The sequence below is a fragment of the Gelidibacter pelagius genome, from assembly GCF_017581925.1.
GTDB lineage: Bacteria > Bacteroidota > Bacteroidia > Flavobacteriales > Flavobacteriaceae > Gelidibacter > Gelidibacter pelagius.
In genome coordinates this window covers 173,863-195,589 of record NZ_JAGEVG010000005.1, presented here as the reverse complement: position 1 = coordinate 195,589, position 21,727 = coordinate 173,863, and the positions used below count along the sequence as shown (strand labels likewise).

18 protein-coding genes are annotated in these 21,727 nt (G+C 35.7%); 6 read left to right on the top strand and 12 right to left on the bottom strand.

Going from position 1 to position 21,727, the window contains the following annotated elements; translation table 11 throughout:
* Window positions 1-59: 59 nt before the first annotated feature.
* Entirely contained in the window at window positions 60-1,766 is a 1,707-nt protein-coding gene (locus tag J4051_RS06090; RefSeq protein WP_208232969.1) for a potassium channel family protein, read from the bottom strand.
* Window positions 1,767-2,126: 360 nt separating this feature from the next.
* Window positions 2,127-3,026: a helix-turn-helix transcriptional regulator gene (locus J4051_RS06085; protein ID WP_208232968.1), complete on the bottom strand. Its 900-nt coding sequence runs from the start codon at window positions 3,024-3,026 to the stop codon at window positions 2,127-2,129.
* A gap of 80 nt (window positions 3,027-3,106) precedes the next feature.
* Between J4051_RS06085 and J4051_RS06080 the strand changes: the two genes are divergently transcribed.
* A complete protein-coding gene (locus J4051_RS06080) occupies window positions 3,107-3,277 on the top strand; it encodes a hypothetical protein (protein ID WP_208232967.1) in 171 nt (56 codons plus the stop codon).
* A 69-nt stretch (window positions 3,278-3,346) separates the two neighbouring features.
* Window positions 3,347-3,517: a hypothetical protein gene (locus tag J4051_RS06075; RefSeq protein ID WP_208232966.1), complete on the top strand. Its 171-nt coding sequence runs from the start codon at window positions 3,347-3,349 to the stop codon at window positions 3,515-3,517.
* A gap of 75 nt (window positions 3,518-3,592) precedes the next feature.
* On the opposite strand, the gene J4051_RS06070 is transcribed toward J4051_RS06075, so the two are convergent.
* The 8 genes from J4051_RS06070 to J4051_RS06035 form a co-directional block, all read right to left on the bottom strand.
* The gene (locus J4051_RS06070; protein WP_208232965.1) at window positions 3,593-4,036 is read right to left on the bottom strand and encodes a hypothetical protein; all 444 of its coding nucleotides are present in this window, start codon (window positions 4,034-4,036) and stop codon (window positions 3,593-3,595) included.
* 21 nt (window positions 4,037-4,057) lie between these two features.
* A complete protein-coding gene (locus J4051_RS06065) occupies window positions 4,058-4,582 on the bottom strand; it encodes a hypothetical protein (protein WP_208232964.1) in 525 nt (174 codons plus the stop codon).
* On the bottom strand, window positions 4,573-7,635 hold the full coding sequence (locus J4051_RS06060) for an ATP-binding protein (protein ID WP_208232963.1): 3,063 nt from the start codon (window positions 7,633-7,635) through the stop codon (window positions 4,573-4,575). The genes J4051_RS06065 and J4051_RS06060 overlap by 10 nt, the downstream gene beginning before the upstream one ends.
* Window positions 7,635-8,063 (bottom strand): hypothetical protein, encoded by a 429-nt coding sequence (locus J4051_RS06055; RefSeq protein WP_208232962.1) that lies wholly within the window; start codon window positions 8,061-8,063, stop codon window positions 7,635-7,637. Before J4051_RS06055 ends, J4051_RS06060 begins: the two co-directional genes overlap by 1 nt.
* Window positions 8,063-10,321: a dynamin family protein gene (locus J4051_RS06050; protein WP_208232961.1), complete on the bottom strand. Its 2,259-nt coding sequence runs from the start codon at window positions 10,319-10,321 to the stop codon at window positions 8,063-8,065. The genes J4051_RS06055 and J4051_RS06050 overlap by 1 nt, the downstream gene beginning before the upstream one ends.
* 10 nt (window positions 10,322-10,331) lie before the next feature.
* Window positions 10,332-10,541, bottom strand: a complete 210-nt coding sequence (locus J4051_RS06045) for a DUF6140 family protein (RefSeq protein ID WP_208232960.1) — start codon at window positions 10,539-10,541, stop codon at window positions 10,332-10,334.
* 16 nt (window positions 10,542-10,557) lie between these two features.
* The gene (locus tag J4051_RS06040) at window positions 10,558-10,740 is read right to left on the bottom strand and encodes a hypothetical protein (RefSeq protein WP_208232959.1); all 183 of its coding nucleotides are present in this window, start codon (window positions 10,738-10,740) and stop codon (window positions 10,558-10,560) included.
* 209 nt (window positions 10,741-10,949) lie between these two features.
* The gene (locus J4051_RS06035) at window positions 10,950-11,930 is read right to left on the bottom strand and encodes a helix-turn-helix transcriptional regulator (RefSeq protein ID WP_208232958.1); all 981 of its coding nucleotides are present in this window, start codon (window positions 11,928-11,930) and stop codon (window positions 10,950-10,952) included.
* Window positions 11,931-12,020: 90 nt separating this feature from the next.
* On the opposite strand from J4051_RS06035, the gene J4051_RS06030 reads away from it, so the two are divergent.
* Entirely contained in the window at window positions 12,021-13,280 is a 1,260-nt protein-coding gene (locus tag J4051_RS06030; protein WP_208232957.1) for a flippase, read from the top strand.
* A gap of 121 nt (window positions 13,281-13,401) precedes the next feature.
* Complete coding sequence (locus tag J4051_RS06025) at window positions 13,402-15,129, top strand: alpha-L-fucosidase (RefSeq protein ID WP_208232956.1); 1,728 nt, start codon at window positions 13,402-13,404, stop codon at window positions 15,127-15,129.
* Window positions 15,130-15,172: 43 nt separating this feature from the next.
* On the opposite strand, the gene J4051_RS06020 is transcribed toward J4051_RS06025, so the two are convergent.
* Entirely contained in the window at window positions 15,173-15,631 is a 459-nt protein-coding gene (locus tag J4051_RS06020) for a COG2426 family protein (RefSeq protein WP_208232955.1), read from the bottom strand.
* Window positions 15,632-16,049: 418 nt separating this feature from the next.
* Here J4051_RS06020 and J4051_RS06015 point away from each other — a divergent pair, with 418 nt between their 5' ends.
* Window positions 16,050-18,125, top strand: coding sequence for a lipocalin-like domain-containing protein (locus J4051_RS06015; protein ID WP_208232954.1), 2,076 nt, complete (start codon window positions 16,050-16,052; stop codon window positions 18,123-18,125).
* A gap of 13 nt (window positions 18,126-18,138) precedes the next feature.
* Here J4051_RS06015 and J4051_RS06010 read toward each other — a convergent pair whose 3' ends face one another.
* The gene (locus J4051_RS06010; protein ID WP_208232953.1) at window positions 18,139-19,701 is read right to left on the bottom strand and encodes a GMC oxidoreductase; all 1,563 of its coding nucleotides are present in this window, start codon (window positions 19,699-19,701) and stop codon (window positions 18,139-18,141) included.
* A 247-nt stretch (window positions 19,702-19,948) separates the two neighbouring features.
* Between J4051_RS06010 and J4051_RS06005 the strand changes: the two genes are divergently transcribed.
* Window positions 19,949-21,727 carry an N-acyl-D-amino-acid deacylase family protein gene (locus tag J4051_RS06005; protein ID WP_208232952.1) on the top strand — a complete coding sequence of 593 codons (1,779 nt, stop codon included), beginning with the start codon at window positions 19,949-19,951 and terminating at the stop codon, window positions 21,725-21,727.

Genomic DNA, 21,727 nt, shown 5'->3' with positions numbered 1-21,727 from the left:
ATAATAAGGGGCGTTTGCACAATGCCTATACAAGCAATTAGGCAATTAAAAATCGATGATTAATTGTCCTTTACGTAGATCTTATTGAATTTATGTTTCATTTCGATATTTCCAAGCATGACTATTTCGGCACCATGAGGAAGTATGGTCTTTGCCGATAGCAAGGTCATGACTTCAGAATTTTCCTTTATGGCAATGACAGATAATCCCGTTTTAGCGCCAATATCAGATTCTGCGAGTGATTTGCCCTCTAATGATTTTGGTATTGGAATGATAAACAAAGTAAAACCTTCCCCAAGAACAGTTAGTTCCTGGTCTTTAGAAATCGATAAAACAGCTTCAGAACCTAGTGTGGAGTAGCTCAATACGAAATTTGCACCAGCTTTTTGAATAATATCAACATTTCGGGCTTCAGAGATACGGCTCACTATCCTAACATCTTTGTTCAACTGACGACAATAGGAAGCGAGATAAATATTCATGGTGTCGTCATGGGTTGACAATAATACTGAAGGAGCTTCAAGAATTCCTGCTTTTTTTAGTAATTGGTAATCGGAGGCATCGCCCGCATATACTTTATTGCAAAAAGGACTTACTTTTTTGCAGACCTCGGGATCCATGTCCACAACATTTACTAAGACACCATTTTTATGTAAAGATTTTGCAGCTGCCAATCCTACTCGGCCAGCTCCGATTAACAATACAGGATGTGGGTTTACAGTGTAATCATGGAAGAGCTCATCAATATTTTTGAGTTGTTCTTTATGTCCTATGATGACCAGAATGCTTTCCTGGGTTAGCTTTTCATTACCAGTTATAGGTTGCAATCTGCCGCGCTCCCAAATACCCACAATACTGACCCCAAATTTTTGTCTTAAATCCGTCTCTCGTATAAGTTTTGACACCAAAGGGGTGTTGTAGACTGGTAATTCTGCGATTAATAGATCTTCGTATTGGCCTATGGCATGAGACTCTGCATGTTGTGTATTTACTCTATTGGCCAATTGTTCGCCTAGCCATTTTTTCACAGGCAACACGTGGTCCGCACCGCTTAGTTGCTGCACATCTACGGATTCAATAAGAGTTGCTATGGCAACAATGGGAACGGTCGGGGCAATTTCCCGAATGGTGAGTATGATTTTGGTGTTTAAAAAGTCGTCCCTATTGATCAGCACCAGTTTTGCATCCTTAATATTGGCGAGGATAAAAGTGTCTTGGTCATCCAATTCCCCAAGCAATACAGGAACATTGTCATCATGATGTTTGATCGCTTTTTCGATATCGTTTTCGATGACATAGTAAGGGGTGTTCTCTTGCTCCAATCGTTCAACAAGATCTCTGGCGATGACATCATAAGAACATATTAAGATGTGATTTTTTGTTCCGGTAGGAACCTGACGAAGCACCTTGTTTTTCTTTTTTGACTCTAAAAGTGGGATGTAAAAGTGTCTAATAAAGGCAAACGGCAAGACAATCATTAGCATGAAAATGCCAGAAAGTAATACGACAATACTGAAAAAGCGGCCGAGATCGGAGGCAAATGTGATATCTCCAAAACCAAGGGTACTCATGACCGTAAGTGTCCAATAAAAACCTGTAACCCAGGAGTGATCTTGGCCTTCAGACGCCATTATAAAATGGAAAAGAACAGAATAAATGACGATGACAATGGCTAAGAGGGCTAAATATTTAAGTAAGACCTTAGAGTTTCTTTTAAAGTCTTTGTCGCTCATATAATAAGCTAATTGACTACCGATAAATTTCATATTCTGTTTTTTTAAAAAGGGGCTGCAATGTGACCAATGCGAATCTTAATCTATGCAATTTAATTAATGTTTTGCTGTCTGATCAAGAAGTTTTTCAAATATAATATTCTAAAGGTCCAAGAGAGTATCTTTTCAAGAAAAAAGAATGACGTGTTTCAGCTTAAAACACGCAATGTTTTCTTCACATATTGAATGATGCCAAAGCTTTGTACCCGAAAGGGGAATATCGATGACGATATTATTTTGAAAATAGAAAACGGTAATAAAATCAAAAGCATATCAGAAGTAAACACTATTTTACATCCTAATTTTACCTTTTGAAAATAGCTGCATGCTGTATATGGGAAAGTAGTATTATTGCTATTTTTTATAAACCTTTAATGCTTTTTCAATTTCATTTTGGATATCCTCTCTGACAAAACCTGGTTCTACTACCTCGACCAAGCTTCCGTATTTTAAGAGTTGTTGCTTAAGCTCGAAATTATAGCTAACAAAAAGTTGAATGGTATAAAAATCACTTGAATCTTCCACAACTTCCTTTTGTGATCGGTGTAGTTTAAGGGATTCTAAATACGGTTTTTGGCTGGAGTCAAAGCGCAAAACCATTTTTGTGGGGTCGTGATCACTAAAATTCAAACCTACGGTATGCGATAATTTTTGATTCGCTTCTTCTGTTTTATTTTTAAATGGTTTGTTGTCTAAAACCTTTAAATAGGCCACTCTGTCAAGACCAAACACCCGAAAACCCTCCTCGACTTCACCTACAACATACCATCTGTTTTGATACTCTTTAAGCAAGTGAGGTTTTATAGTATGGGTTTTGGGCTCTTTTCTATCGGTATGATAAAAGCTGTGATGCTGAAAACTGATTTCCTTCCGATTTTTAATGGCCTCCAAAATAATATCGAAATATTGAAAATTTTTAACCAAACTGGTGTCGTCCAATGCCAGGTACTTATGGGTCTCTTTCTTTAAAGTGATACTTTTATTTAGCAAGTTAGAAAGAGCAATACGCTTAAATAGGTTAGTCAAAAATGCAAATTCTTCGGTGTTTTCTATCTCTAACGAATAGCCTTTTGAATTATCAAGATGAATCTTAAACCCAATGTCAACCAAAAAGATATAATCTCTACTTAAGGTTGAAGTCGAAAAACCCAAGCCTTGCTTCCTTTGTTCCAACTCAATTTGCTTGGTGGTGACTAAATCTTCATTTTCTAAAAGTTCCAAAATAACCAAATACCGTCTGATGTCTTTACTCATAAATTATTACATTTTTTAACTTCCCACTATCTGGGAAAACTACCGATTAGATTTGTTGAAATCATTTAAATCAAAGTATTATGAATTTAGAAAAATCACAATTGGATCTATTGAGCAGCTTGTTACAAAGCAGCGTGAACACCTCAAAAGATATCGCTGAAATCTCTGGCCAGGATAAAACCACAGTAACGCTTATTGCGGTGGGGTTGACTTTGGCTGTGACTGGGTTTTTGCGTTCTATGAATGTTTGATTTCGTATTGGTATCCGCCCAAAGACCAATTCAAAGAATCGAGTAGGCAAACTATAAAACCTTACAATTATGAAAGATGAAAAAACCACAGAAACCACTATAGTGGCTGCCATTGGTGCTGCCGGTGCCGGAGTTGGCGCTCTCATTGCTACTTCTGCAGGAATTGCTTTTGCAATCCCCATTGCTATTGGTGCAGGTGTGGCTTGCATTGGTTGTGCAATTGCAAAAGTTAAAGCTTAAGTTTTTAAACCCCGAAGTTTGTGGCTTTGGGGTTTTGTTTTTTCTTTAATTTTCCTCCATGAAGTGCAATTTTGTTCACAGTTTCCTTGATATTATTTCTTCAACCTTTTTATAGATTCCGTTATCCGCATTTGCCAAAGTCCTTTTGGTTATCTCCATATTTATCCCATGATTTGAAATGTTCATAGGATTGGCCAGCCAATCTTCCATTAACATTTTTCCTTTGGATTGGTTAATGGTGCGCAAGGTTACCGAAACATTTTCAGGACAGTTGACCACTTCCGCAATTTCATGATTTGTTAATCGGTCGCGATACATCATAAATACGGCTTCTGACGAACGGATATGCTCATAGTCATATTGATCACCACCACGTAAAGTTTGTCCCGTGTAACAATCGGTATAATGGGCTATGCCGTCGCCGCCTCTAGTCAAGGCTTGTTGGTGCATTTGTGCTTTTACCTTGGTGAATAGGAGGTCTATTTCGGTGCGGTGGTAGGGGCGGGTGGGATTGTGCATTTCTTTTTTATTTCAATTATATTATTCTGATCCTTCTCCTTCTTCCAATTCGTCCATCTCTTCAATATCCATGGCTTCCGCACTCAACATTGTAAGTAAATCCGGACTAACACCTAATTCTTTTAATTTATCTTGTACTTCTTGTATTTGTGTTAATACCGCTTTGAAGTCTTCTAAGCCCTTCTTAATATCAGACAGAAAACTAGGTTCGAAATTCTCATTAATTTGATTTGATACCTTGTTAACATTTTTCGTAACATCATTCACGTCCTTGACCTCTTCTGCTGGGTTTTCTTTAACAGACTCAGGATATTTAGTAATTGTTTGATCAACCGTATCTAATTTCTTCGCGGATTCTGTTAATTCATTTTGGCTTTCTGGAGATAAGAATTTATCTAATTCCTTAAAAGCAGATTCTTTAACGGTTTCAAAACCACCTTTTAACGATTCACTAAAACCTTTCCCTTCTTTTAATCCATCTAGCCCTTCCTTCAATCCTTTTTTACCAATTTCTATTGCTGGTTTAATTATTTTTTCTAATGCCATAATTTGATAGTCGTTAGTATATGATCACTTTTACGTCTTTTTAAAAAATGGACCACATATTTTAAAATAGGATCCACATCTTTTTGACCAGTAATACTTATTAATTTTTTTAGTAATTCAATTTTCAATTTACTTTTAGTATTTGACTTCCATTCTTGTCTTAACAGAAAATCTAAACAAATAACCTCATTAACAAAGTTCACTTCACTTTCACTTATTTCTTTGTTTTTCTCATAATTAGAAATAATCTCTAGAACTTTTTTAACATTTTCTTTTTTATCCGAAACTTCATTGTGTGTAAATTCGTCATTTTGAGATTCAAACTTATCAAATTTACATAAAATTGCCTCCTGCCAATCGTTTTGATATATCGCCGCAACTCCAGTTTCTAGTTTTGCTAATTCTTTAATTTGATCATCTGAAAGATTCATTGCGCTACCAACAAGTTTTCTATCTTCAAAGTCCGGTAATCGTAAGCAAATTTTAGTATTGGTATTTCGAATTACTGACATATCCAATAATCCTGGAGCTTGGTCTGCAATTATAAAACCTTCACCATAAGTGCGCATCTCGGCAATAGCATTAGATATCATTTCTACAGATTTACCTGCTAAATTGGCACTAGATGATGATTGTTCTGAAGATGTTCTTTTTAATAAATTATGAGCTTCTTCTATAATAGTTATGTGTTTTAGATCACTATTACTCTGATTCTTATTTGCAATTCGATATTCATTTAACCTCATAAATAAAATCCCCATGAACAGTGCCTTTCCCTCTGAAGAGGCAACTCGTGATAGATCGACGATTACATTTTTGTCAAACAAATCTTCATCTGAAATACAATCATTAGTAAAGATTAATTTGTTTAAACCATTGGTCATACTTCGAACACGAGAAACTAAAGCTCCTTCGTAATTACTTTTAACTTCCTCAGAAAACTTGCTTTGGGCGATTACGTTTTCTAACGACTCTAACAAATCTGAAAATAAAGGATATTGTATTTCTTCTTCAATACATCTAGATTCATCCAGTAACCAGCCTTTTGATATATAAGCATCTTCAATAGCCTCTTTAAGAATATTAGGCATTGCAGCCTCCATTGGCCAACAAGCATTCAAAATTTCAATAAACCGATCTATGTGTTCATAAATATGAATGCTTTTGGGAAATGAAAATGGATTAATTCTTAATAATTCAGTTTCTGCGGAATTAGTGCCATATACTGAAACATTCTCTCTTCCTCCAAACTCTTCTTTATATTCTCCTTTAGCTGGTTCTATTACGAGGAAGTTAATGCCATTCTCGCAAAGTTTATCTATTAAGTTATAAGTTACATTAGACTTTCCAGAACCTGTACTGCCAGTAACGAAAATGTGGCTTGTGAATTTATTATAATCTAAAAGTATATCGTTATTTAGTTTTTGCTCATAATTGTATAATTGACCAATCTTAATATTGTTTTCAACTTGCTTTTTCGGGTTGTTTCCAAAGGGTATTATTTCTACCACATCTAATCCGACCACTGACTTATGAGGAAAATTCATTTGAACTGTAAGTTCATCTGTTGTAATCGCTTGGGCTAAAAATCCGTAATCTACTATTCTTGGAACTTCGTATCGTTGTAAATAGTCTACAACCTTATCCTTTTCAGATTTATTAATAGAATTAAAGGTTTTGATTGCAGCCGTTTCAAAGTTAGATTCAGCGCCTTTAGTAATACCATTGTAAATATTAGCAGCAATAATACTATTTTGCTCTTCATCGGATACGAAATAGACCCCAACATTCCAGAACCCAACTCCTTTTCCTTGTACTAAGCGCTCGATTTGTTTATCTAATTGATCTAAAAAGTTAGATGCTCTTTTGTTGGTATATGTTTTTTGTCTAGAGTTAGAAGTTCCTGACGTATTACCTTTAACATTACCATCTGTATCGGTATGTCCCTCAGTTAAGCCGTCTGTTTCACTTTGACTCGCTGCGACTGCCTTACTACCTTCTGCTTTGTCTTTTAAATCTAAACCTTCACTAAGTTCTTTTCCTTTATCTAATGCAGCTTTACCTCCGATTATTGCTCCTGGAGCTCCTGCCACTACAGTTCCTAAAATTGCTCCTCCTAAAGCAGTGCCATATTTAACAGCACCATTAACACCTTTTTCTAATCCTTTTGAAAGTGAATCTGCAGTTTTAGAACCTGTTCCAAAAAAGCCATTCATCATTTTTCTACCAATCCAAGGAGATGAATTAGTAGTTTTCGTTTCACTAGTTCCTAATGTTGTACTGTGTGAAACTGAAGTTGATTTGCTCGTGGAATAGCTTATGGATTCTGAAATAGAAGTATTTTCGCTTTCAGTAACCACAAATTCCTTTTCACTTGACAAAACACTATAAATTTGCTCGTAAGTATCTAGAGTCAGTTCTACTTGTCCTGATGAAACTGGGTCTGCAATAAAAAAAGCTGAAAAGGGCTTACTATTCATTCCTAAAATAAGATTCTCGATTCCTTGAAAAAATTGATCTTCTTCTTTATCCTTTAATGAAGGAATTCCAACTACAGCAGTTACTTCCTTACAGTTATTAAAAATTTCATTATTAATATTTAAAACTTCTTGATTAGTTAAATTTTCATTGTTATTTGAAAATTTTGTACCAGGAAAGTTTCCTTCTAATGCCCCTTTTAAAACTTTGGCCTTTTCATGGACCTTTACACCTGACTTAACACCTATATACAAATTACATTCAGTACCGTTTGAATCAATTTTGAAAATTACTGAGCTATCAACAGAATGCAGCGTAGTAAAAACTGACTTTAATTTATTAGTTATCTTAACATCTTTTTCATAGACAAATTTCTGCATTTGAAAAAAGCGGATTTTACCCCTAATTTCCTCTTGTGAAACCTGGGACAACAAAACTTCATTTTTTAATTTATCTATGGATAAAATGCTTAAGTGATCATCGCGTAAATATTGCTTTTGTAAATCAAATTTTATATCAATTAAATTTACAGGTGCCGTTACCTTTGCTTCTAGGTTTACTAATTCTTCACTCATTAACTTAAAGCTTTATATATTAAATATCCTGCAATTAATACAACACCACCAATCATTACCTTTTTCAATAAGTCATTATTTTCATTATTAGAAGTTGTGCCAGATTCATAAGTGAACTCTTTTTTGGCAAAAGTTTCATTGTATAGCTCCACTAAAAGGTCATAGCGCTGTTTTGAAAAATTTTCACGTAGGTTCCATTTCTCGTCAGAAAAGCAATCTTCTTTATTAGTTTTGTCTGAGACTTCTAGTACTTTGTGTTCTTCAAAATTAAAGTCACTATTTAGTATTGTATATTCAACTGCCTCCTTAATCTCATTTTTATTTCCTTGAAGAAAAAATATATTGTCAATTAAAGTTCTTTTAATCTCATATATATCATTGTCTTTAATACTAGCAATAAAGTCTTCGTTTTCCTTAAATTCTCTCATTACTCTATTTTATTTTTTAATCTTAAGATATTATTGAATGTTCCATTTAATTTCTGCAACTCTTCCTTTATTTCTCCCTCATTCTTGGCATGTTCGTAATCGGAGTTTTTGTAAACACTATTTTTAGCCTCTTCAAAAGAAGACTTAACAAGGTTTTGAAAGGAAATGTTATATTCCTGAAATATCTTTTCAGATTCACTATCACATCTTTTAATTAGAGCATCAAACTCTTTGATTTTGGGAACAATCTTATCATTGTAAAATTTTGATACATTAATTACTGTATTAGTTACTATATAAGTTTCAGGAACCATTTTAGTGTCTTTTATACCAAAAATTCTTTTGAAAATATTTGTACTCTTAACCTTTTTTTCTATCACTCGTTCTTTTTGTTCTATTTGCGATGTTTTATAGGCTTCTATATTTCTTACATCTAAAACATTAATTTTATTAAGTAATTGAGCATTAAATGTTTTTTGTTCTAGACTTTTATTTTTGATATTAAACTTATCACCAACCTTCTTTTTTAGATTTTGCAAATAATTTTGACCCTCATCATTTATTTTTGATACTAGATCTGTTTTTATACTTACTTCTAAATCCGAAATTGTATTATTGGCCCATTTAACTAATCGTTTTGCTTCAAAAGGACTAAGATTAGTTCTTGTGGATTCAGCTTTCAGGCTATCAAAAGAGCCATCCGTCTTTTTAGTCGCATCACGAATAAATTTTTTATTAAATTTAACTTTAGCTATTTCTTGCAATGCTTGATTTTTTCGACTATTTAATTCCTCATCTTCCTTTTTTTTTCTTTCTTCAATTTTTTTTTGTTCGTCAACTGTTTTCTCTTCTAGTTTTTCTATTTCTAGGTCTATAGTTGACTTAATATGATCGAACACAGTATTTGCAATGCTCATCAAACCTCTATATTGAATTTTTTGATGATGATTTGCAATATAATCTTCTATATATAACTTTAAACCTGCAAGGCCTGAATACACTATGTCTGCATCTAGTTCACTTTTTGAAATTCTTTCTTGTAAGTGTGTTTTTTGTTTTATAGTTAGAGGGGCATAGTCAATAAGTTGATAGCCTTTTTTGTTTTTTTCGGGAACTGGAGTAAACTTACGTCTATAATTAATTAACTCACCTTCATCATCATCATCAAGGGTTCCATTTAATTGTGCTAGTTTAGCGTAACTCGAACTTATAGGAAAAACCCTGGGGTTCTCTATTCCATATCTTCCCAAAAATTTATAAACCTTCTCTAAAATCTCGCTAAATGACTTATTACCAAGTTTTTCACGATCTACTTTATTGTAAATAAATACGATTCTATCAAGATTTTGTTTTTGTGTTTTAAACTGATTACTTATTGCCTTCAATGTGAAATCATCATCATTAGAATCCATTTTTTCAGGGTCTAAAACATATAGTACAATCGGGAGGTCTTGGTTATCTTTTAAATACCCCTGTGTTTTTACTTTATGATTTTCGTATTGTGCACTATTTGGTCCTGGTGTATCAATAAAGTTTAATTCCATTCCGGATGAATTTAAATCTTTAATAGGTCCTTCCAAGGTTAATTCTAAATCCGAATCTTTCTCTTTGTTAGCATGGGTATTCCATTTTGCAAAAAACTCTCTTATTTCACTACTTGCCTCATCAAGAATATTATCACCTTTAATTGCCCTAGCAATGAATTTTTCAGAATCATTTTTTTTAATGGTACAAATAGTTCCAGTTGCTGTCCGGGTATCTTCAAATAATATATCTTTCCCTAAAATAGCATTTAACAATGTTGACTTTCCAGAGCTCATTGTGGCAATGACAGGAACTTCAACCTTATTTTTTCTTAAAATTTCAATTCTATCCTTATTAGGTTTTATTGCGTTTGCTATAATTATCTCATTAGAATTCAAAGTATAATTTATAAAATCATCAATGGCTCTATGTCTTTCTTTTACTTTACTGTCATTTACAAAGTGAATTTTACTTTCATTAATAAAGTTTTTCTCTATCTCTAAAACAGATTCGATAAAAACTTTTTCATAAGAATCGCAACCACCTATTTCAATGGAAAAATTGTCATAATTACTCTCTTCCTTAACGCGGTTTATAAACTTCTCAAACCAATCAATAATTCTTTTACCATCATTATCCGTAATGGATTGCTCTAAATTACTCTGAATTGTTTTGTCATCACACTCAATTTGACAAGCAAACGAGAATGTATTATAATCTATTTTTATTGTCATTTTTTATTTATTAAATCAATTCATACCCCAACCACCCCAAACTCAAATATCCCTCCGGCTTCAAGTCAATTCCATGAACTCTGATAAATGCTTTATGAATTTTATCTACGTCATCAAAAGGATTGGCAAACATGCTGCTGATTTGCACCGCTAAACCGGCATCCACATATTCGCCTTGCACATTGATGGCGTGCTTCGTTTTTATTTCAAATGTTGCCATTACTAATTGCTTTATTTTAATTGCAGACCAAATCTTCCTCAGAGAGTTTCTCCCAACTATGAAATACCACTTCAGTATCTTTTTCTAAAGCTGTACAGGTGACACTCGTATTTAATTGGGAATTTAGGGTATCGTTTTTGCGAACGCCGCATTTTCGACATTTATAGGTTGCCATGGTTGTAGGTTTAGGGTTAATCATATTTTGTAATGAGTCAAAGCTATTTTTTAAATGGACAAAACCTGTCCGTTTGAAAAACTATTTCATTTATACTGCAATAATAGAAGTTGCTTTTCCCATATAGTGGGATTGTAAGGCGTGGAAAGAATTATTTATAAAATATCTGAAGTTTGAGTGTGTAACATAATCCAAATGATAAACCAAAAGGATGCTTATTCATCTAAATCCTATTACTTATAATATTCAACCATCATGCCTATATGTTCCTTCACATAATCCTTCACATGTTTGGGACTAACGACTCTCACCCATAGATTATATTTTAAAACCTCCATCAGAAATTCATAATTTGGTTCGATATGCACTTTTATTTCGCCCCAAATGTCTGGATTGCTGTATTCTAATTCATGTGTATCAACTTCTTTGGGAAGCGCAACAATTTGTTGGGAATGATGTAAGGGATTATTTGTTAAATATTTGAAATGATGATTCGCCACTTGAATATGAATCCATTCCGGTGGCATCCCTGTTTTTAAAATGCCAATGGCGTTTTTATAATAGTCAAATGCATTGAAAGTTATGGGCTGTTTAACTTGCTGCTTGTTGATTTTAAAGGTTTTTATCCGATCGTCCAAACAAAATGCATAGTTACCATATTGCTCATTGTGCGCTACTAAATACCAGGCTTTGTTTATTTCTTTAAGATGCAGCGGTTGAAAAAAGCCCGCAATGGTCTGAAAGCCATTGTCATCGTACCAACCTTGATATTCCAATTCGACTAAAAATTGTTGTTCTATGGCATGGATCAGTGGCACTAAGTCCACTTGAGAACTTAAGGAACTACGTGATGTAGTGATATAATCTTTCCAGGAATGGGCATGATGATGTAGGAGATAGATTTCGGTTTTTTCGTAAATTTCCTGAAGGGATTCACTCATTTCAGTTTCTTCTACAAAGTAACCGTAGTTGCGTTTATGTGCAATTATAGTTTGGTAATAGGACTTTATTTTACTCAAATCACGCTTAATGGTTTTTTGGCCATTCTGGCTTAATTTTTCGTAAAGCGGATCGTCAATGTTATCTGCACGTAAATGATCGAGTGCACTTTGCAGATCTGTAAGCGGTACAAAACCATTTTTCTCAATCCCGTAAACTTTTGGGTTTGAAACAATACGTAAAATATAATAACGTCGAAGAAACTCTGGAGTCATATAATTGTTTGTAAAAACGAATTTAATAATTTACTTTCATAAAGCTAAAGGGAATCGGTTTATATATATTTGACGACCTTAATTAAGCTCATGACCTCCGTTTTTAGTAAAAAAGATTTTGTTGCTACCAAATGGTTTACGCTCGAAAAAATAATACAACTTGTTACTGGCGTTTATATTGTTCCTAAAATCTTTAGTGCTTTGGGCACGGTTGATATTGGCAAACTTAAGTTTGTCGAGTCGGTTTTAGGAATGTTGACGCCTATATTCTTTCTTGGCTTATCCGCCATCTGTATCAGGGAAATTGTTTTTAATCCGAAACGTTACCAGCTCATACTGGCCACAGCCTTCTATCTGCGATTGATCAGTTGGACAGCGGTGCTTATTGGCATTATCTTCTATTTTAGTTTAACAGAAAACAGTCCGTTGAAGGGGTTGTACCTGATTATTGCTTTTAGTTATTTATTTAAACTTACCGATGTTTTTGAATATTACTTACTGGCAAAAAAGTGGACCAAAATAATATTCATAAGTAAAATTACCAGCTTAAGTGTTATTGTGGTCCTTCAATATTATGGTGTTAAAAACCAATTTGACGTGTATTATTTTGCCAAACTCATTGCCCTGGACTTCTTTATTCAAGGCTTGATTTATAGCATCATTCTTAAACATAAAAAACTGCTCATAATTAAGGAATGGAAGTTTTCTTGGACCTTAGGGAAATCGTTATTAAAGATGTCTTTTCCTTTAATACTTTCTAATAGCTTGATCATGTTTTATATTACCATTGATGAGTTATTTCTAAAATTTTATCATGGCGATCATGCCAACGGAATTTTTGCCACTGTACAGTTTTTAGTGATCGGTTTGAGTTGGAATATCGGATTTGCCATCATCAATGCCTTATATCCTTCTTTAGCAGAATCCTTTCAGAAAAACACCATACATTATCAAAATAAAATCAAAGTGCTTTTTAAAATCATGTTGGTTATTGGGCTTTTTATTGGTGTGTTTTATTCATTGTTTGGAAACTTCATTTTAGATTCTTTTTTCATCGAAACTTATGCCGAAGCCAAAACACCTCTATTGATTTTTTGCTGGGCACCGCTTTTTGTTTTTATAGGCATGATTTACGAAAAACACTTAGTCAACACCAACGATCTACAGAAAAATGTCTACCGGTTTATACTTGGATGTGTGTCAAACGTCATTTTATGTTATTTCTTAATACCCATTTGGCACGTCAATGGCGCAGCGATTGCAGTTTTGTTGAGCCATTTCATGACCAATATCGTCTATATTTTTTTAGATGATAAAAGTAGAAAGGAAGTCTTAGCTATTATTTATTAGCTTTAATTCTTGAAAGAATAAAATATTCATAAAACAGAGCCATGATTATAAAAAGTGACCGTATTTTTACTCATGACGCCTAATTGGCAAGCTAACAGAATATTAAAAATAGAATTTTATTATGCCTCATTTCATTTCAAAATTTATAGTGATCGGATGTGTTTTTTTATTGATAAGCTCCTGTAAAACGGATCCTTCAAAATCTGATCAACTAGCGGAAACGGATGCCGAATTAGTCGATGATACCTGGGAGGATCATAAGTTTTCTATGTTTATCCATTGGGGACTCTACGCAATTCCTGCTGGGGTTTGGAATGGTCAGGAAATCACGGGCTACAGTGAGCAAATAAAAGGACACGCAAAAATCCCAACTGAAGACTATAGGAAATTGGCTGCTCAGTTTGATCCCATACATTGGGATGCTGATGCCGTAGCGCTTTTGGCGAAACAGGCCGGAATGAAATCTATAGTTTTAACCGCTAAACATCATGACGGTTTCTGCCTGTTCGACTCTGAATACACAACGTTTGATGTGGTTGATGCAACGCCGTATAAAAAGGATATCGTTAAAGAATTGGCGGAAGCCTCTAAACGCCATAATCTTAAATTTGGCGTGTATTTTTCTCTGATTGACTGGGATTATGAAGGAGCACTGCCTTTTGAATCTGTTGACAATTCGGATGCCATCCCTGCATTGCACCACCAATACAACTTGAATCAGATTGAAGAATTATTGACCAATTATGGTGACATCTCTGAAATTTGGTTTGATATGGGATCTCCAACTTACGAGCAAAGTAAAGAAATGGCAGCATTGGTCAAAAAACTACAACCCAACTGCATGATCAGTGGGAGAATTTGGAATGACCAGGGCGATTTTGTGGTCATGGGTGATAATAAGCAACCTGATTTTAAAATGGGAGTGCCGTGGCAAACGCCTGCATCTATGTTTAATGAAACCTGGAGTTACCGTTCATGGCAGGAGCGAGGGAGTGTTGCCGATAAAGTGGCTGAGAAAATCAATGATTTGCTAAAAGTAGTAAGTGCTGGAGGAAATTATTTGCTAAATATTGGACCAAAAGGAGATGGCACAGTGATTCCGTTCGAAAAACAAGTGCTTGCAGGTATTGGAGAATGGCTGGACAAAAATGGTGAATCTATATATGGCACACGAAGTACAGCGATACAAGAGCAAGATTGGGGAATGATTACCAGCAAGCCTGGGAAATTGTATCTTCATATTATCGATTTTCCAGAGAACAATAAATTAAAAATTAAAGGTTTAGACTTAGAGGTCAAGAAAGCTTATCCATTCTCCGACATCTCTATGTCGTTAGAAAGTATAATGACGGACACAGGTTATGAAATTGATTTGACCAATCAACTGACCAAAGATAAATACGCGACGACCATTGTTCTTGAATATGAAAATGAACTTTTAATTACTCCAGCTCAGGTTATAGAAGCTAATGAAAACAAAGAAGTCATTCTGACCAAGGAGAATGCCGAGAAGTACCACAGCTACAGCGGACATGATTATTATTCGACTAAGGCGACGGTGATTAAAATGAAATGGTATATAAGGAATGATTCAGAAGCGCCATCTGAATTGAAAGTTGTATTTGCTGCTCAGAAAAACAAGAGGTATAAACTTGCTATAAACAATGAGGAACATACAGTCTCTTCACTAAGTTCTGATCACCATCAAGACAGCAACTCATACGAGTTGATCATCCCTTCTATAAATCTCAATAACGAAAAATTAAATGAAATAGAATTGAGTTTGGTGGATCCATCTAATCCACACCAAGGATTGTCGATTGAAAGATTAGAAATTATTATAAAATAAAATCGAAGGTTTTCAACCTTATTAGGTTTAGAAGAAACACGTATTAATTAAACCCTTTCATAGCCGCAATAGTGGTAACCCATACAATGGCGCAAGAAATAAATATTCCAATGGAATTTGCCAAAAAAGCTTGTTTCTTCTCCAGCCCAAATAGGTAACCCGCAATAGTACCTGCGTAAACTCCAGTTCCAGGAAGCGGAATCAGTACAAAAATCATGAGTCCCCAAAATCCGTATTTTTTCACATTGTTTCCAGCGCCTACTTTGGCGCGCCGCGCTACAAAAATGGCTGCTTTCTTGTAGTAATACCATCTAATAAAATAGCGATTGATCACATCCAGAAAGAAAGTCATAATTGGAAACACCATCAGATTGGCCAAGAAGCAAAAAAGAAAGGTCACATAAATATCTACCCCATTCAGTAGCGCGTAAGGAATACCTACTTTAGCTTCTCCTAAAGGTGAAACACTCCATAGCATGGCGATGAATAAGTCGGATATCATGTTTTTGTAATTTGGTGCGGCAAAAATAACTCATTTTGAGAGCTCTACGGTAAAAAGATCTATTAAAATTTAGCTAAAATCACGGCAACATTGAAATAATGAAAAATGCTTAAAAAAAGAACCTTTATTCCCTTCAGTGGGCTATAATAGCCTGCGGCGTGCCTCGACCCAAAGGACGATCCCTTATACATATCACGTGGACTTGAACGTCCGTGCCGGTCGGATGGACCCCGAGGTTCTTGATTTAATTGAAAATTTGTCGATACAGGATTCATAAAGACTAACCAACCGAGTCGCTGTGCGCTAAGTATTAAACATAAAATTGGACTGTTTTTCGATTCATAGTGCTGAAAAAATGAACGCATCAATCGTTTTATCAAATAAAAAATAAGCTACATTTATACCCAAAAATATACCTATGAACTTGAGAGCTTTAGTACTTTTATTTCTCGGATTTACCATGTTTTTTTCATGTAGCAATGATGATGATATGGATTCAGCCTCAGATTTTTATGCAGGTGCAAAAACTTCAGCTTCATCAAATCAATTGGTAGGCACATGGGCAATTTATAATGTAGGCTTTAATGGCCAAACATCTGAAGTCCCGGTAAACTACGACAACTGTGGAAGGGATTTTTTGGTGTTTACGGAAGACGGAAAGTATACGGAATACCTATTTCAAAGTAGTCATTGCGACTATGATGCAAATAGTTTGAAATGGACTTTAAATAATGGTGTCATTACTTTATCTAATCCATTTAATCAATCTGATGTGTTGGTCATCACCCAGGTTTCTGCCAATGAGCTTACTTTTAAAGCGCGATTGGATGTTGATGAGGATGGAAAGCTGGATATTGTAACGCTTCATCTTAAGCGTTATACACCGACCAAATTTGATATGGTCTCTGGAAGCTTTGCGCGAAACACTACAGAAGCAGCTAGAAATCTAATCAGTTTTATTTGGCAGCCTTATTATGACGCCTCATCGTTTGTTGCCTACGAAATTTATAGAAGTGTAGGCCAGAATTGCGCAAAGGAGAATGCGGTTCTGATAAGCACAATAACCGATGTGGACGCCACTGAGTTTACAGATCTTAATCCACCAGGCGAAGAACGACTTTGTTACTATCTAAAAACCAAAATCCGTTCTGGAACTTTGGGCGAAAGTTACTTACATAGCTTAGACACCTATACACTTGAAGCAAAACCTGTGAATTTAAGTGAGCCCGTAGTGGCCAACAATACGATCCTGTTAAAATGGGAAAAAAGTGACATGCCTTATTTTTCACATTATGAGATTTCGTATTCCAATTTTCCGAGCGGAATAACGGGTCATGGCAAACAAGTGGTTAAGATTGCACACATTTCCGATCGGGATGTGACTACTTTTATAGATGAAAATCCGCCCTATCTTAAAAACCCAACTTACGGTATTCGCGTGTTTGATATTTTTGGAAATGAAACTTTTAATAATCCCCAGGGCTATAAAACCACTTACGAAGTCAATTACGAAAGAGACGGACTTTTGCCCATCCACCGATTGTCTTCTTATGCGACTGACTCCATTGAGCCGATTGTTTATTTGTATGGTCACGAGACCGAAGACACTCATAAACTTAGAATATTGCGTTATAATTATGAAACCAATATTACCGAAGCAATTTCGAGTCGTGAAATAAACACATCCACCTATTTACCCATTGAGCTCTTCAGTTCAGATAATGGTAAAGAACTGTTTTTAGAGCAAGCTGGAGAATTGCAGATCTATGATGCTGCAACCTTGGAGTATAAATATTCCTTAAACCCTACAGCATCAAGACGCGTGAATGATTTCCGTCTTTCAAAAACCGGATATTGGATTTTGACCGATACCGATCACCTATACAGCTACCTTAGAGATGGCAATAATCTGAGTTTAGTAGATTCTAAACCACATTTTTCAAACCATCAATCAGAGTATAATTACAGCGTCTTCGAAATTGAAAACAATCAGATTATAGTTGGCCACAAAAACGAATCCAAAAGCATGGTCTATTCAATAGACAACAACGGGTTGCTATCCTATCTAAAAACCGTGGCTATGCCCATTAAAGATTATGGTGTGAACCAAGCCCAATACAATGCCTCTGGACAATATATAGTTAATTTTGAGGACAACAGTTGGTATTCCACTCTTGATTTTTCTTCTATGGGAACTATCCAGCAACCTCATTTTATCAGTGGCTTAAGTAGAAACGGAGATCATATCTACGGAACCAATAATGATCCGAGTTGGGGAATAAACGACATGAGCGCACATACCAAAGAAGCTGTTGTTTACAACAGAAGGACGCAACAAATTCAAACGCTATCTACTATTGGGTATCCGTTGCTTATTTTTCAAAACCATAAAGGAGAGGTCATTTCGATATCTAGCGGATTAAAGAAATCACATCTCCACGAAAGCTTCCGTTATACCAAGGACTTATTTGTGGAGAAATTATATGTGCAATAACCAAGTAGATATCTTAATCCGTTTTATCTGGAATTTGAGCCATAGCATGCTCCGCAATGGCGGTTATTGATAATGACGGATTGACACCCGGATTGGCTGAAATCATCGCACCATCGATGACAAACAGATTCTGATATCCAAAAACTCTGTTGTTCTTATCAATAACGCCTGTGCTGTGATCTTTTCCCATGACAGCACCACCTAAGATATGAGCTGTCGATGGTATTCCCGCCAGTGTTTCTAAAGCAAAGGAGGTGCTCACGCCGTCAATGGCTTTTCGGTATGCTTTTACAAGTTTTATGGACTCTGGGATAAATGGCGTAGGGGCCAAACCTGTACTTACTGTTGAAGTCATTTGCCCAAAAACATTGCGTTTGAATTTTAAAGTGCTGTCCAAAGTTTGCATAAAAAGTAAAACGACCGTGTTTTTTGCCCAGCCGTTCACAAAATAAATTTTAAAATAGTCGACTGGGTTTTTTAGGAATTTAGCCAAAATTTTAAACAGACGAGAGATGACATTCGATCCAGTGACGTATGGTAAATGTACCAATTTCCAAGCGTTGGAGCCTTCTCCATATCTGCAGATTTCAAGATGACTGTTTTCATCCGTATTCAGGATGCTGCCGATGGCAATTCCTTTTGAATAGTTTTTGTCTGTGTCAAGTCCAGAAACACTGACCAGGGTTTCATTATTACTGCGGATATCTTCGCCCAACTTATCTGATAAATTGGGTAAAGATGATTTTTTGAGCTTGAGTAATAATTTTACCGTACCCAAAACGCCGCCCGAGAAAATGACTCCTTTGACTTTTATCTTTTGATGTTTTTTGAAGAATTTGGTGCTGTTTTTTAAATAAACCTCATAGCCCTGAGAACCATCGGCAACGTTGATCGGTTTTACATCATAGACTTCGTTTTCGGCCAAGATCTCCGCGCCGCTTTTTTGGGCCAAGTAGAGGTAGTTTTTATCCAGCGTATTTTTAGCATTATAGCGACAGCCCGTCATACAGGCCCCGCAATAATTACATCCAGAACGTTCTGGTCCCTCACCATTAAAATAGGGATCTTTTTGCGTTTGGTTCGGGGTTCCAAAAAATACCGCAACACGCGTGGCATCAAATTTCTCCGCAATGCCTAAATCTTCCGACATTTTTTTGAGTCCCAAATCGCCATCAAACAATTTTGGATTTTTCGTAGCGCCCAACATCCGTAAGGCTTCATCATAGTAAGGCTTCAGCTCGTTTTCCCAATCGTTTAGGTCTCTCCAGCTTCCAGATTTAAAAAAAGCCGATTTTGGGGTGGGTAAGGTGTTGGCATAAACCAAAGATCCGCCCCCAACACCAGTCCCAGATATGATGGCAATATGTTTAAAAACGGAAAGTTTCATAATGCCAAAAAAACGTAAACCAGGCATCCACAGCCATTTTCTGAAGTTCCAGTTGGTTTTGGGGAAGTCATTGGCAGCGTACCATTTTCCTTTTTCAATCACTAAAACTTTGTAGCCTTTTTGGGATAACCTTAAGGCACTCACAGACCCTCCAAAACCACTGCCTACTATAATATAATCGTATTTCATTTTAATTTACCGTTGTGGGGTTTACATGAGTTGTCTTGATCACGAAATTAGTGAAAATAAATCGGCCGTAGATATATCGCAAATGAGCAATTGCTGTGTTGTGTTTGTTTAAATTCAGGTGTTTTCGATTTCGAGGGTTTGAGAAAATTAGATATATTGTTAGAAAAACCTCTTTTGTCCTAAAGATAATATCGGATAATTGGTATATTTAGCTACCTATAATCAACTATAAAGAATTAATAACATCATGAAAACACTTATCAAAAATGGATTGTTTTTTTCTGGAATGCCCGATGAAAAAGCTGTTAAACAAGATGTGCTAATTGATGATGACGGTCGCATTTTGGAAATAGGTTTAAGCAATTCGTTTTCTGAAGAGGGTTTAAACATAATTGATGCTGAAGGGCAATGGATTGTTCCTGGATTTGTCGATTCGCATACCCACTACGATGCTGAACTTCTTGCTTCTCCCGGACTTAAAGAATCGGCTCGGCATGGCGTGACCACCATCATTTTGGGAAGTTGTTCGGTTTCGGCGGTATATAATTCGGCGGAAGACACCGCCGATTCATTTACCAGGGTCGAAGCGATTCCAAGAGATGTCATGTTGCCCTTGTTGGAAAAGGAGAAAACTTGGAACACGCCAAAGGAATGGAAGACATATATTGGCAATCTGCCTTTAGGAATCAATATCGCTTCTTTTATAGGTCACTCCGATATACGGATGAAGGCGATGGGAATCAAACGTTCTCTAACCGATAATGAATCGGCTACACCTCAAGAAAGGGAGATGATGTTGAACATGTTGAACGATGCCTTAGACGAAGGATTTATTGGGTTGTCTACCATGGATAATCCTTGGGATAAAATGGACGGCGACAGATATTGGTCACATAAAACACCTTCTTTTTACGCTTCTTGGAAAGAAAGAAGAAGCTTGATTAATCTACTTCGAGAACGTGATGCGATTCTTCAAGGGGCTCCCAATCTGGTCACTCGGATCAATGCGCTTAATTATATGTTGGCCAGTGCAGGTATTTTCCGAAAACCGCTAAAAACGACCATGATTGCCATGATGGATTTAATTGGAGATCGCTATATTTATCCAATGGTGGCCTTCGGTTCCAAAGCCATAAATAGTTTGGGAAATGCAAATTTCAGAATGCAATCGCCGCCATGCCCGTTTACCGTGTATTACGATGGCGTAGATTCGGTCATGTTTGAGGAATTCCCCAGTGGAGAGGCCTTGAGACATCTGGCCAAAGAATTGGATCAAAGGAATGAGCTCATAAATGATAGTGAGTTTAGAGAGAATTTCAAGAAAGAAATAAAGAAAAAGTTTGCGCCAAAAGTCTGGCACAAAGACTTGAGTAAAGCGGTCATCATCGATTGTCCTGATGCCAGCTTAATTGGAAGAAACTTCTATGAAATTGCCGAAGAAAACAATAAGCATCCGGTGGATGAATTTTTAGATACCATCATAAAATATGATAAGAAAATAAGATGGACCACGACGATCGCCAATGATAGAAAGGAAAAGTATAAAGACCTATATAATTTCAAATACAATTTGATCAGTTTTTCAGATGCCGGCGCCCATCTTAATAATATGGCGTTCTACAATTTCCCTTTAAAAATGATCAAAATCGTACAGGATTCCATTGATCAAGGAAATCCGATCATGACGATGGAAAAATGTATTTGGCGACTTTCTAAAGAGCAAGGTGATTGGTTTGATCTTGACTGTGGCTATTTGGCCAAAGGAAAAATGGCTGACTTAGTGATTTTAGATCCTGAAAAATTTAAGAATATCACAGAAAATGTTGAAATTGAACCTATACAAGAGTTCAATAACTATGATAGATTGGTCAATAGAAATGAAGGCGTGGTCTCAAGAGTTATGGTTGGAGGGAAAACAATTTTCGAAAATGAGGTCTTTGTAGAAAATTATGGAAAAACAGAAAAGTACGGACGATTTTTAGAGAAAGTTGGACAAAGAAATAAACACTTACAAAAAGCGGTATAA

Bases quoted from the DNA above. Each gene is read 5' to 3' on its own strand.
- J4051_RS06090 (WP_208232969.1), bottom strand. From the start codon at position 1,766: ATGAAATTTATCGGTAGTCAATTAGCTTATTATATGAGCGACAAAGAC.
- J4051_RS06085 (WP_208232968.1), bottom strand. From the start codon at position 3,026: ATGAGTAAAGACATCAGACGGTATTTGGTTATTTTGGAACTTTTAGAA.
- J4051_RS06080 (WP_208232967.1), top strand. From the start codon at position 3,107: ATGAATTTAGAAAAATCACAATTGGATCTATTGAGCAGCTTGTTACAA.
- J4051_RS06075 (WP_208232966.1), top strand. From the start codon at position 3,347: ATGAAAGATGAAAAAACCACAGAAACCACTATAGTGGCTGCCATTGGT.
- J4051_RS06070 (WP_208232965.1), bottom strand. From the start codon at position 4,036: ATGCACAATCCCACCCGCCCCTACCACCGCACCGAAATAGACCTCCTA.
- J4051_RS06065 (WP_208232964.1), bottom strand. From the start codon at position 4,582: ATGGCATTAGAAAAAATAATTAAACCAGCAATAGAAATTGGTAAAAAA.
- J4051_RS06060 (WP_208232963.1), bottom strand. From the start codon at position 7,635: ATGAGTGAAGAATTAGTAAACCTAGAAGCAAAGGTAACGGCACCTGTA.
- J4051_RS06055 (WP_208232962.1), bottom strand. From the start codon at position 8,063: ATGAGAGAATTTAAGGAAAACGAAGACTTTATTGCTAGTATTAAAGAC.
- J4051_RS06050 (WP_208232961.1), bottom strand. From the start codon at position 10,321: ATGACAATAAAAATAGATTATAATACATTCTCGTTTGCTTGTCAAATT.
- J4051_RS06045 (WP_208232960.1), bottom strand. From the start codon at position 10,541: ATGGCAACATTTGAAATAAAAACGAAGCACGCCATCAATGTGCAAGGC.
- J4051_RS06040 (WP_208232959.1), bottom strand. From the start codon at position 10,740: ATGATTAACCCTAAACCTACAACCATGGCAACCTATAAATGTCGAAAA.
- J4051_RS06035 (WP_208232958.1), bottom strand. From the start codon at position 11,930: ATGACTCCAGAGTTTCTTCGACGTTATTATATTTTACGTATTGTTTCA.
- J4051_RS06030 (WP_208232957.1), top strand. From the start codon at position 12,021: ATGACCTCCGTTTTTAGTAAAAAAGATTTTGTTGCTACCAAATGGTTT.
- J4051_RS06025 (WP_208232956.1), top strand. From the start codon at position 13,402: ATGCCTCATTTCATTTCAAAATTTATAGTGATCGGATGTGTTTTTTTA.
- J4051_RS06020 (WP_208232955.1), bottom strand. From the start codon at position 15,631: ATGATATCCGACTTATTCATCGCCATGCTATGGAGTGTTTCACCTTTA.
- J4051_RS06015 (WP_208232954.1), top strand. From the start codon at position 16,050: ATGAACTTGAGAGCTTTAGTACTTTTATTTCTCGGATTTACCATGTTT.
- J4051_RS06010 (WP_208232953.1), bottom strand. From the start codon at position 19,701: ATGAAATACGATTATATTATAGTAGGCAGTGGTTTTGGAGGGTCTGTG.
- J4051_RS06005 (WP_208232952.1), top strand. From the start codon at position 19,949: ATGAAAACACTTATCAAAAATGGATTGTTTTTTTCTGGAATGCCCGAT.